General features: G+C 70.7%; 14 protein-coding genes and 1 pseudogene. 7 read left to right on the top strand and 8 right to left on the bottom strand.

The features are described 5' to 3' along the window. Together E1284_RS33310 and E1284_RS33305 are read right to left on the bottom strand one after the other, a co-directional pair. Window positions 1–1289, bottom strand: a 1289-nt coding sequence (locus E1284_RS33310; RefSeq protein ID WP_131944143.1) for a DEAD/DEAH box helicase, incomplete at its 3' end; no start/stop codon positions are given. A gap of 145 nt (window positions 1290–1434) precedes the next feature. Then, on the bottom strand, window positions 1435–1638 hold the full coding sequence (locus E1284_RS33305) for a cold-shock protein (RefSeq protein WP_131944142.1): 204 nt from the start codon (window positions 1636–1638) through the stop codon (window positions 1435–1437). A 267-nt stretch (window positions 1639–1905) separates the two neighbouring features. Between E1284_RS33305 and E1284_RS33300 the strand changes: the two genes are divergently transcribed. The 4 genes from E1284_RS33300 (at window position 1906) to E1284_RS33285 (ending at window position 4103) form a co-directional block, all read left to right on the top strand. Continuing rightward, the gene (locus tag E1284_RS33300; RefSeq protein ID WP_131944141.1) at window positions 1906–2133 is read left to right on the top strand and encodes a hypothetical protein; all 228 of its coding nucleotides are present in this window, start codon (window positions 1906–1908) and stop codon (window positions 2131–2133) included. Window positions 2134–2671: 538 nt separating this feature from the next. Further along, window positions 2672–3499, top strand: a complete 828-nt coding sequence (locus tag E1284_RS33295) for a carboxylesterase family protein (protein ID WP_131944140.1) — start codon at window positions 2672–2674, stop codon at window positions 3497–3499. Window positions 3500–3516: 17 nt separating this feature from the next. Next, entirely contained in the window at window positions 3517–3702 is a 186-nt protein-coding gene (locus E1284_RS33290; protein WP_131944139.1) for a hypothetical protein, read from the top strand. Further along, window positions 3672–4103, top strand: coding sequence for a QsdR family transcriptional regulator (locus tag E1284_RS33285; RefSeq protein WP_131944138.1), 432 nt, complete (start codon window positions 3672–3674; stop codon window positions 4101–4103). The genes E1284_RS33290 and E1284_RS33285 overlap by 31 nt, the downstream gene beginning before the upstream one ends. Before the next feature lie 188 nt (window positions 4104–4291). Here E1284_RS33285 and E1284_RS43780 read toward each other — a convergent pair whose 3' ends face one another. After that, window positions 4292–4912: a TetR/AcrR family transcriptional regulator gene (locus E1284_RS43780; RefSeq protein WP_131944137.1), complete on the bottom strand. Its 621-nt coding sequence runs from the start codon at window positions 4910–4912 to the stop codon at window positions 4292–4294. Between the two features lie 49 nt (window positions 4913–4961). Here E1284_RS43780 and E1284_RS33275 point away from each other — a divergent pair, with 49 nt between their 5' ends. Together E1284_RS33275 and E1284_RS33270 are read left to right on the top strand one after the other, a co-directional pair. Continuing rightward, entirely contained in the window at window positions 4962–5912 is a 951-nt protein-coding gene (locus E1284_RS33275) for an NADP-dependent oxidoreductase (RefSeq protein WP_131944136.1), read from the top strand. 285 nt (window positions 5913–6197) lie between these two features. Continuing rightward, window positions 6198–6725, top strand: coding sequence for a dihydrofolate reductase family protein (locus E1284_RS33270; protein ID WP_131944135.1), 528 nt, complete (start codon window positions 6198–6200; stop codon window positions 6723–6725). Window positions 6726–6975: 250 nt separating this feature from the next. On the opposite strand, the gene E1284_RS33265 is transcribed toward E1284_RS33270, so the two are convergent. From E1284_RS33265 to E1284_RS33255, 5 genes and pseudogenes are all read right to left on the bottom strand, one after another. Further along, on the bottom strand, window positions 6976–8079 hold the full coding sequence (locus E1284_RS33265; protein WP_131944134.1) for a hypothetical protein: 1104 nt from the start codon (window positions 8077–8079) through the stop codon (window positions 6976–6978). 483 nt (window positions 8080–8562) lie between these two features. Then, the gene (locus E1284_RS41960; RefSeq protein WP_165965522.1) at window positions 8563–8712 is read right to left on the bottom strand and encodes a hypothetical protein; all 150 of its coding nucleotides are present in this window, start codon (window positions 8710–8712) and stop codon (window positions 8563–8565) included. A gap of 85 nt (window positions 8713–8797) precedes the next feature. Next, window positions 8798–8992: a DUF397 domain-containing protein gene (locus E1284_RS43385; RefSeq protein ID WP_243714899.1), complete on the bottom strand. Its 195-nt coding sequence runs from the start codon at window positions 8990–8992 to the stop codon at window positions 8798–8800. Between the two features lie 15 nt (window positions 8993–9007). After that, window positions 9008–9163: pseudogene (locus E1284_RS43380) on the bottom strand (DUF397 domain-containing protein); the annotation flags it as partial. Window positions 9164–9165: 2 nt separating this feature from the next. Further along, window positions 9166–9990 (bottom strand): helix-turn-helix domain-containing protein, encoded by an 825-nt coding sequence (locus tag E1284_RS33255; protein ID WP_131944132.1) that lies wholly within the window; start codon window positions 9988–9990, stop codon window positions 9166–9168. 409 nt (window positions 9991–10399) lie between these two features. Between E1284_RS33255 and E1284_RS33250 the strand changes: the two genes are divergently transcribed. Next, on the top strand, window positions 10400–10782 hold a 383-nt coding region (locus tag E1284_RS33250; RefSeq protein ID WP_131944131.1), incomplete at its 3' end, for a hypothetical protein.

The raw sequence follows: 10782 nt of genomic DNA, 5'->3' as shown, positions 1-10782 counted from the left end.
CGGGAGGGGGTGCGGGCGCCGGTGATGCGGGTCAGTTCGGGGTCGCCGGGGCGGACCTGCGTGGTGTGCGGGGTGATGCCCGCCTTGTTCATCAGGTCCTTCATGTCGCGGCGCTGCTCGGGCAGGACGAGGGTGACCACCGTGCCCGTGCGCCCGGCGCGGGCGGTGCGGCCGCCGCGGTGGAGGTAGTCCTTGTGGTCGGCCGGCGGGTCGACGTTGACGACGAGGTCGAGGTCGTCGATGTGGATGCCGCGGGCGGCGACGTTGGTGGCGACGAGGACGGTGACGTCCTCGCTGTGGAAGCCGTTCAGCGCGCGGTTGCGCTGCGACTGCGTCTTGCCGCCGTGCAGCGCGGCTGCCCGCACGCCGCGGGCCGTCAGCTTGCGGACCAGGCGGTCGGCGACGTGCTTCTTGCCCACGAACATGATCACCCGGTCGGCGCGGGACGCGATGTGCGCGGTCGTCTCCTGCTTGTCGGTCTCGGTGACGTGCAGCAGGTGGTGCTCCATCGTGGCGACGGCACCGGCCGACGGGTCCACCGAGTGGGTGACCGGGTCGCTGAGGAAGCGGCGGACGAGCTGGTCGACGTTGCGGTCGAGCGTCGCGGAGAACAGCATCCGCTGGCCGCCGCGCGGGGTCTGCTCCAGCAGCCGGGTGACCTGCGGCAGGAATCCCATGTCGGTCATCTGGTCGGCCTCGTCCAGCACCGTGATCCGCACCTCGCCGAGCCGGCAGTCGCCGCGCTCGATCAGGTCGGCGAGCCGTCCGGGAGTGGCGATCAGGACATCGGCGCCGCTACGGAGCGCGTTCGCCTGGCGGGAGAGCGAGAGGCCGCCGACGACGGTGGCGAGCCGCAGCCGCACGGCGTCCGCGTACGGGGTGAGCGCCTCGGTGACCTGCTGGGCGAGTTCCCGCGTGGGGACGAGGACCAGGGCCAGCGGGGCGCGCGGCTCCGCCCGGTGGCCGGCGGTGCGCGACAGTGCGGCCAGGCCGAAGGCGAGGGTCTTGCCGGAGCCGGTGCGTCCCCGGCCGAGGACGTCCCGCCCGGCGAGGGCGTTCGGCAGGCTCGCGGCCTGGATGGGGAACGGTGCCGTCACCCCCTGGCGGCCCAGTTCCGCGAGGAGCGGCGCCGGCATCCGCAGGTCGGAGAACGACTCGACCGCGGGGAGCGGCGGCGTGGACGGCCTCGGCGGGCTGACGTCGGACCGCTTCGCGGTACCGGTATCGGACCGCTTCGCGGGGCGGCGACGGCGGTGTTCCCGTCCGGCGGGCGGGGCGGTGCGGGGCATGGGCGACCTTCCTCGAAAGCGGTGCGTGTCGAGGAAAGTGCCGCTCAAGACGAACCGGGATGAAGCCGGCGGCACTCACGCGGCCGGCGCAGGCGCGAACGCGCGGCGGGCGTGCCCGGAGGGCCGCCCGCCGCGCGGCGTGCCGCTAGGCGGGGACGATGTTCTCCGCCTGCAGGCCCTTCTGGCCCTGGGTGACGTCGAACGACACCTTCTGGCCCTCCTGGAGCTCACGGAAGCCCTGGGCCGCGATGTTGGAGTAGTGGGCGAAGACGTCGGCGCCGCCGCCGTCCTGCTCGATGAAGCCGAAGCCCTTCTCCGAGTTGAACCACTTCACGGTACCGGTGGCCATGGTCGTTCTCCTTCTGGTCGGTCCCGGACGCACACCGTGTGCGGCCGGGGCGCCGCGATGGCCCATCCGGAAATTCCAGAGCAACAAAAAATGCGCCTGCCGAAGTAGATCCGCAGGCGCATGCACATGTCTTGGGAACCGCAACTGCCTCCGACGCTACCACACGGTCCGGGCGGCGGCACCGGGACCCGGGTTTTACTGTGATGAATTCCATATCACGTGCTGAACAGGGCCCGCGAGGGTCCCCGAAGAGCGCATACTGCAAAGGTGAAGTCCACTGAACCCAGCAGACGGCGACACCTGCCCACCAGCCCGTTCAAGCCGCCGCCCGCCGCTCCGCCGGCCAAGATCTTCGCGCTCGACGAGCGGGTCACGCACGACAAGTACGGGCTCGGCCGCATCGTGGAGGTCCACGAGGGCCGGTCGGTCCTGGTCGACTTCGGGACGCAGAAGGTCAAGATCCTCGCTCCCTTCGCCAAGCTCTTCAAGCTCTGAAACCCGCCTGAGCCGCGGGCGCCGCGGCGGTGAGGCGGCCCGGCGCGGGCCGCGGTGACCCGGCGGGGCCGTGGTGCTGCGCATCAGCAGCCCAGCCACTGGTCGCGCACGAGAGCGGGCAGGTCGTTCATGATGCAGTAGTCCTGCCCTTCGTCCAGCGTGCGCCACTCGGCGCTCTCTTCCCGGGTGCGCGTCAGCGTGCCTGCGGCGTTACGGTGAGGGTGGCCGGCGCGTCCACCGCCGCTCGTCTATGACCACGCCGCAACCTCCCCGCAGGTGAAACGCAACAAGGCTCCGCCGAACGAGCGATCGCATGGATCACCGGTCGGTCAGGCGCCTTATCGACACCGCGGTCTGGCACGCCCGCAAGCGACCGAAGCCCCGCACGCACGGCCACCACCGGCCGCGAAGACGCCTCCCTGGCCCGCACCGTCCGCCTCCGCGCGCGGACCGGCCTACGGCCCCACCCGTGGGCCTGGTGGAGTGGGGCCGCGCGCTGGCGACGTCGTCGCTTGGCAGGGGGAAGTCTTGACAGGGAATGTGGCGGCCCACACTGCAACAATCGATCCTAATGTTGCAGGAGGGTCAATGGTCGAGTGGGCGGGTGGGACGGCGCGCGTGCCCCGTGACCACCCTGCTGTCCATGGAGCAGAGCCGGGGCCTCATGGCCCGGGCCATCGCACAGAGCGGCGCGGCGCTGCACACCCTGCCCGACGAGCCGGGGCGGACGGTCGGCCGGCGCCTCGCCGAGCGGCTGGGCGTCGAGCCCACCCGCGCGGCGCTGGCGCTCGTCGAGCCCGCCGTGGTGGCTCGCGCGGTCCGGGAGCTGGTGGAGGACGTCCAGGGGACGCCCGACCCCGTCCGGTGGGAGTCCCTGGCGCTGACGCTGACCCCGTTCGCGCCGAGCGTCGACGGCGAGGTGCCGGCAGCGCATCCGCTCGACGCGATCCGGTCGGGCGCGGGCGCCTCGGTTCCGCTGCTGACCGGCTGGAACCGGGACGAGGCGCGCTTCTTCATGGTGGCGTCCGGGGCGATCGACGCGGTGGACGACGCCGCGCTGCGGCACGGCGCCCGCGGCTACGGGCTGCCGGACGGCGGCCTGGAGGTGTATCGCCGCAATCGCCCCGGAGCGTCGCCGGGCGACGTGCTGGCGGCGATCCTCGGCGACTGGATGTTCGCCGTCCCGGCGATCCGCGTGGCGGAGGCCCGGGCGGATCCGGCGGTGACGCGCTTCGTCCGCGACGGTGATCCGGGGTGGGGCGCCCACCGTCCGGACGACCGGCGGGTGGGCGTCCTCGTCGACGGCGTGCGCGAGGAGACCGACCCCGCGGGCGCCGAACGGCGCGCCTGGGACGGCGTCTGCTGAACGGTTAGGGTGTGCCGGTGAGCGACTTGAGGACGCCGACCGCCGGGCGGGACGGCCATCCGGGCCGCCGGCGGGCCATCGGGCTCGCTCGCGCGAAGTTCATGGCGGGCGAGCGGCTCGACATGCAGGGGCTGGCGGGCGAGCTCGGCATCGACCGGACCACCCTGTTCCGGTGGGTGGCAACCGCGACCAGCTCGTGGTGAGCGCGATCGTGTCCATCACGTTGCCCACCCTCCGGCGGGTGATCGCCTCCGCCGAGGGGTCCGGCGCCGAGATGATCGCCGACGTCGCCGAACGATACGCGCGCGCCTCGATCGAGGCCGACTACTTCCGCACGTGGCTGGAGAGCGACCCGGAGCGCGCCCTGCGGCTGCTGACGTCGAAGGCGAGCCCGCTCCAGCGGAACGTGGTGGCGGCCTTCGAGCAGTTGCTGGAGGACCAGTACCCCGCCGCCTCCGCCGGGGTGCCGCTTCCGCTCCCCGATCTCGCCTACCTGATCGTCCGCATCATCGAGTCCTTCGTCTTCTCCGACCTCATCGCGGGCAACGACCCGGACTGGACGAAGGTCGGCCCGGCAGTCGCCGCACTTCTGCGCCCCGGCTGACGACGAACGGTGTCATGCGGAGGAACGGCCGGTCACGCGACCGGGCCCGGCCACCGCGCAGCCGATCGCCCCGATCGTCATGATCAGCAGCGCGGTTGATCCAGCCCGGCACGACCTCGACGACCATTGCCCCGCGCGGGCAATTCGTGCTCAGCGGCAGGTCACTGCCCCGGCACGTGGCCGGCCGCTCAGCGGGCAGCGAGTGGAAGGCGGACAGCCGGGGGCAGCGGGGCCGAGGCCGGGGTCGCGCGGAACGACTCGAGCATCAGCGCGGCAAGGCGCCGGGACGCCGCCACCCGCAGTCCGGGGGAGTCGGCGCGGATGCCGTCGCTCGCCATCATCGCGAGGACGATGTCCTCCACGACGATGTCGGGCCGCAGGTCGCCGGCCTCCTTGGCGCGGCGGACGAGTTCGATCAGCATGCGCAGCGCGCGGTCGCGGTCGGCGGTGACGGCGGCCGTCCGGGGCAGTTGCGCGACGTAGGCGCGGAACTCCCGGTCGCGGGCGTGCGCCGCCAGCAGCTTCTCGATCACCATGCGGAACCCGCGCCACGGGTCGGACGCCGCCAGGCCCTCCCGCACGATCGCCGAGCACAGGGCCGTCTGCTCGGCGAACGCCTCGGTGAACAGCGCCTCCTTGGACGGGAAGTGCCGGTACACGGTCGCGACGCCCACCTCCGCGCGCCGGGCGATCTCCCGGATCGGCACGCCGGGGCCCTCGGCGGCGAACGCGAGGCGAGCGGCCAGGACGATGCGGGCGCGGTTGTCGCGGGCGTCCGAACGGATACGCGTTCCCACTTCGGCCGTCACCGTTCTCACTTTAGTCGGCCGGAGCGGGCGCCCCTCTACGGTCCACGGTATGAGAGCTGTTCAGTTCACCGAGTACGGCCCGCCGGACGTGGTCCATGTCACCGAGACCGAGGCGCCGCACGCCGGGCCGGGCGAGATCCGCATCGCGGTGCGCGCGTCCGGGGTCGCGGCGGGAGAGGTCCTGATCCGCTCCGGGAGGATGCGCGACTTCATGCCCGCCGCGTTCCCCTTCCGGACGGGGTTCGACGCCGCGGGCATCGTCGACGAGGTCGGCGCCGGGGTCACGGACACCGAAGTCGGCGACGAGGTCTTCGGCATGGCGACCGTGGCGATGCGCGGCACCAACGCCGACCATGCCGTCCTGGCCGCCTGGGCGCCCAAGCCGGCGGCCTGGAGCTGGGAGGAGGCCGGCGGGGCGGCGGGTGCGGTCGAGACGTCCACCCGGGTGCTCGACCGGCTGGCGGTCGGCGCCGGGCACACGTTGCTGGTGCAGGGCGCGGCCGGGAGTGTCGGAAGCGTCGCGGTCCAGATGGCGGTCGCGCGCGGCGCCCGCGTGGTCGGGACGGCGAGCGAGCGCAACCACGGCTTCCTGCGCTCCCTCGGCGCCGAGCCCGCCGCCTATGGGACGGGGCTTGCCGAGCGGGTCCACGCGCTGGCGCCGGGCGGCGTGGACGCGGTGTTCGACTGCGCCGGAGGCGCCCTGCCCGATCTGATCGCCATCGCGGGTGACCCTGCGCGCGTGGTGACGATCGCCGACTTCGACGCGGCGGCCCACGGGGTGCACATGTCGCATGGAGCGCCGGCGGACCAGGCGCGCGACGCGCTCGGTTCCGCGGCCGATCCGCAGGCCCTGCACGGTCTCGGCATCGCGGTCGCGCTCGCCGGTGAAGGACGGCTGCGGGTGCCGGTGGCGGCGGCGTTCCCGCTCACCGGGGCCGCCGCCGCGCACGAACTGAGCGAGACCCGCCACGCCCGAGGCAAGATCGTCCTGGTGCACTGAGTCCTGGTGCACTGACGGGGGCGACACCTTCGAAGGCGCCTGACGGCGAGCCGCTGCAGGCACCCGCCTGCGGTGGACTTCAGGAGTCGGGTGCCTGAGGGGCGGGATGCCGAGCGCGGACGGTGCGGCCGGGGCCGTGCAGTACCGGAGACAGGTGCCGTCCGCGCTGGGCCTGCCCGGCGGTCGCGGCGGCGGGCAACGGCGTCCGCGAGTGGCGGAGCGACGGGACGATGAATTCGCGGGAGCGGCGTGGTCTCCTTGCCGAGGACCGCGAGAGGAGAATCTGTGGCGAAGCTTCTGTACTCGGCGACGATGTCGCTCGACGGCTTCATCGCCGGGCCGGGCGGGGACATGTCGTGGCTGACCGAGCACCTGGGCGGACCGAACCCGACCGCCGAGCGCCTGCTCGCGCAGGTCGGCGCCCTCCTCGTCGGCAACCGCACGTTCGGCGGCGACGATCCGAACAAGGGCACCGACAAGGAGGGCGCGTTCGGCGGCCAGTACCAGGGGCCGGTGATCGTCCTGACGCATCGGCCGCCGGCCGAGCCCGTGCCGGGCGTCACGTTCGCCGGCGACCTCGAGACGGCGGTGGCGGAGGCCAAGGCCGCCGCCGGGGACCGCTACGTCAACGTCCTGGGTGCGGACGTCGCCCGGCAGTGCATCGAGGCCAAGGTCCTGGACGAGGTGCTCGTCTTCATCGCCCCGGTGCTGCTCGGGGACGGGGTGCCGCTGTTCGACGCCCCCGGCGGCGAGCGGGTGCGGCTGGAGCCGCTCGCGGGCGAGTCCGCGCACTGGTACCGCGTCGCGTACTGAGGCCCGCCGTCCCCGTCACAGTGCCGCCGCTTCGCCGCTAGGACGCAGAGCGCGAGTTCCACCTGGTGCCCGGCCGCGCGCCGATGGCCGGCCGACGAACCTGTGCCTGTCGCCGGCGGTATCGGCGCGGCCCAGGCCAACCGGTGCGTCAGTCCGCCGGTCGGCCGCGTTCTCGAAGGCCGGGCCTCAAGTTTTCGCGGGGCGATCTCCCGTGGGCGATCGCCCCGCGTCCCATGTTGGTCGGCGCTTCTCATCCTTGGCGGAAGATGGCTCCGTCAGACGAGGACTGGTCCGCGGGCCGTAGCTCGCCCACGCCCCACAGGGTGGTCGTCCCCGGAACCAGGGCCATTCCGTCGACATAGCCGATACGGCCTCCGGCCTCGACAGCCGAACTCGACCACATGCCGTCGGATGAACGGTGCATCAGCACCGGTGCGTCGCGGCCCGACTCCCCCTCAGCGCCTTCCCCGGAGATCCACAGCCCGCCCCGGCCGTCGGCCGCTGCGACCCGCGGGCGCCAGCTCCCCGGCACGTCCACCTTCTGCCACCGCTTGCCGTCCCAGCGCGCGGCCACCGGAAGCCGCGTCGTGCCGAGCTCGTCGGTACGACGCACCATCCCCGTCACCCAGACCTCCGTGGCCGACACCGCGACCACGTCCGACAGGAAGACTTGCTGGGAGTGCTCTCCCTCGTCGCCCAGGATGTCCTCGGGCAGCGCGTCACCGACCGGCACCCGGGTCCAGGCCGTGCCGTCGTAATGCGCGATCACCCTGAAGCTGTCCGAGGAGTCGTTGGCGATCGCCCAGATATCGCGCGCTGACACCGCGCCGGCCCGTTCGATGTTGTACGGCAGCTGGACCTGGGTCCAGCTGCGGCCGTCGAAGTACCAGGTGCCCACGCCGGCATCGCGGCGACCGTCGCTGAAGACCCATGCCCTGTTGCGGCCCACCGCGGTCACGCCGCTGACGATGCCGGTGGCCCATCGGTGCGCGACCACCCATTTGCGCCCGGTCCAGCGCAGTGCGTACGAGCCCCTGGACGCGCTGTCGCTGTCGCCGACCGCCCAGACGTTGGAAGCGGATGTGGCACTGGCCTCTCGGATCTCCCCGGGCACTCCGGCGGGCACCGTCGCATCGCGCCATACCCTGCCGTTCCAGTGCTGCGCGATGATCTGGCCGTGCTGGTCACCGACAGCGAACGTCCAGGCGTTGCGCCGACCGGTCGCCGTGACCGCCGCCATGTCGTCGTACTGGCTGACGTCGTTGGTCTTCACCACCCGCCATGGCTGCGGCTGTGCGGCTTGCGCCGGCGGCACCGCTCCCACGAACGCCAACGCCAGCGCGATCGCCGGCATCGGCATGAGTCGACGGACCTTGGCAGTGGACATGAAGCACGGACTTCGCATCGTTCCCCCGATCAAAAAAGGGTGGAAAGCAGTCACGTATAAGACACTCGGGCCGACCTGCCGGTAGCACCCGATGCCGCAAACGGCCACCGCGTCAACCGTTCACCTTGATCATCGGTCGCTTATTCGCGCTGCCCGTGGATGCGGCTTGATACACGCTGACGCTGCAGGTCACACCCTGATCCATAGTTGATCATCGGGTTGCGAACGGCTACCTCGGCAGGCAGGCACGCCGGGCCGAATCGGGCCGGTCCCTAGTCAGGTGCCGCCAAAATAGGGCCTGCGGGGCAGCCGAATCGCACTAATGCGAGCGCGACCGAGAAAGCTTCAGATACCTCTACTGACTAACATCTATTTTCCTGCCGCTCGCGGGCGAGCCCGCGGACTGGTATCGCGTCGCGTACCGAGGCCCGCCACTCTTCGGGGGTGCCGCTACTTCGCCGCCAGGATGCGGAGCACGACTTCCAGGATCGGCGTGGCGTGGCCGAGACGGCGGGCGGAGGCGGGGCGCCTGGTCGTGCCGGTACGGGACGGCGGACCTGCGTCCGGGACGCGGACAGGTAGCCCGGACGCCGCGGACATGCGGGCAGTCCCGGCCGGACGGCTGACGCACGAAGCCCCCGGCCCGTGGACATCGATCGGGCCGAGGGCTCTGTCTCGCCCGGGTTCAGGTCAGGTCGAGGGTGCCGCTCTTGACCTGGGACGCGAACGCCTGCCACGCGGACGGGCCGAAGATCAGCTTCGGCCCGTCCGGGTCCTTGGAGTCCCGCACCGCCACCGCCGCCGCCAAGTCCGCCACCTCGACGCACTCCCCACCGCTGCTGTCGCTCTTGCTGCTCTTCTGCCACTCCGTCTCGGCCACTGTCACAATAGACGTCACCTCAACGCACGAACCCCCGGAAGAGTCGCTGTGGCTGCTTTTCTGCCACTGCGCAGCCGTGACCGGCGCAAGAAAGCCGACTTCAACGCAGGCGCCTCCTGAAGAGTCACTGCGACTACTCTTGCGCCAGCGGATGACGTTGGCATCCCACATGATCACAACTCCTCCATGACCGATCTGATGAGGCGCAAGGACTCCTCGGCCGAGTACGCCGTCGCCCTCACTTGATCAAAGAGTACGACAAGCTCCTCAAGATCATGGGGGTCTTCGATCAACCTGCCGTGCCCTCCAGACGCGTCCACGAAGCCAACATCGGAACGCTCTTCCAGGCTCATGAGGACGATGCCACTCGCCTGGAAAACGGGTGCATCCGCCGGGAAGACCTGCAGCGTGACGTGCTGCAGTTCCGCCAGGTCGAGCAGGTATTGAAGCTGTCCCCGCATCACCTCCGGGCCTGCCGCGCAGCTCCTCACGGCCGTCTCACCGAGAAGGATCAGCAACCACGGAGGGTGTTCCTTCTCAAGGAGAGCCTTGCGAGCCATCCGTACCGCAAGCAACTCCTCGACCTTTTCCTGACGGTGACCGACTGCAAGAACCTTGCGGGCGTAGTCCTCGGTCTGGAGCAGGCCCGGGATGAGCAGCGGTTCGAAGAACCTCATGTACGTCGCCCCTGGCTCGATCTCGATGAAGGGGCGGAAGCCCGGCGGCACGACCTGGATGCGTTCCAGCTGCTGGTTCCACTTCCACATGCGGTGGAATACCCCGTTTGTCTCGAAGAAGGAGTCGCAGTCGTTGGCGAACTCTTCGGAGGGCGCGCTCTTGCCTGACTCGATCTGCCCGATCCACTGAGGTGTGTAGCCGAGCCTCTCTGCAAGCTGAGGGCGAGACAAACCGGACGCTTCCCGATAAGTTCGCAATTCCACACCGAAGTACTCAGTCGGCGAGGACGGGATGCCGGGATCGCGGGGACGACGGGGCATGGAGACCTCCGAGGATTCGAAAGCGGGGGCTACTTTCTAACAGAGCCCGAGCATTTCCATTCGTGGGCTTCTTGCTCTTCCAGAAGATAACCCGATCACAGGAAGATTGGGAGCGGTAACGGAGAGAAACCGCGACGAAAGTTCAAACGATCATGGATACGCCAGTCAACCCCGCTGACCAGGCGCTGGCCCGACTCCGCGAGGACTTCCAGGGCCACCGAATCTGGCGCGCGACACGCTACGACGGAAAGCTCGGCGATTGGGTCGCCACTCTGCACGACCCTAAGGCAGGCGTGGATCCGACCGTTGTACGCAACACCGCAGAAGAACTCCGTAGGGCACTCCTGGACGAACTCAATCGCGCGTCCACCCAACAGAGGTCCGACCCCGGTAAGTGGGTGCAACGCTAATGCGGTGGATCGAACCGAAGAATCTGAACGCCGGCGCCCCGACTTCTTCCATTACGGTCCACCTTGACCGACTTGCCCAGGAAGTCATTCGCGAAGGCTGGAAGGCCGTCCCGCGCTACGACGGCCCCTACCCGCTCCTACGCGTCTTCGACCCGGCCGTTCCGGACTTCGGGGAGAGCATCACGCTCGTCCACGGAACCACGTCCGACATCTGGTGGTACCGGTCGAGCACGGGCGAGGACTTGGCGCCGCACACCAAGCCGATCTACGCGGCCCAGCAGATCACCCGGATCCTCACCCCGTACGTGGCGGCCGTCCTCGCAGCCCAGACCCACCGCCGCGAGACCACCGGCGAGCAGCGTCCCCTCCCCCGCCCTCACTC

This window comes from Actinomadura bangladeshensis (assembly GCF_004348335.1).
Lineage (GTDB): Bacteria > Actinomycetota > Actinomycetes > Streptosporangiales > Streptosporangiaceae > Spirillospora > Spirillospora bangladeshensis.
Note: the sequence above shows the minus strand (reverse complement) of the source record. Positions and strands in the feature narration are given on the sequence as shown.

Coding starts and splice junctions, on each gene's coding strand:
- E1284_RS33255 (WP_131944132.1), bottom strand. CDS start 9,990: ATGCCCCGTCGTCCCCGCGATCCCGGCATCCCGTCCTCGCCGACTGAG.
- E1284_RS33275 (WP_131944136.1), top strand. CDS start 4,962: ATGAGAGCTGTTCAGTTCACCGAGTACGGCCCGCCGGACGTGGTCCAT.
- E1284_RS33295 (WP_131944140.1), top strand. CDS start 2,672: ATGTGGCGGCCCACACTGCAACAATCGATCCTAATGTTGCAGGAGGGT.
- E1284_RS41960 (WP_165965522.1), bottom strand. CDS start 8,712: ATGTCCGCGGCGTCCGGGCTACCTGTCCGCGTCCCGGACGCAGGTCCG.
- E1284_RS33305 (WP_131944142.1), bottom strand. CDS start 1,638: ATGGCCACCGGTACCGTGAAGTGGTTCAACTCGGAGAAGGGCTTCGGC.
- E1284_RS33265 (WP_131944134.1), bottom strand. CDS start 8,079: ATGCCGGCGATCGCGCTGGCGTTGGCGTTCGTGGGAGCGGTGCCGCCG.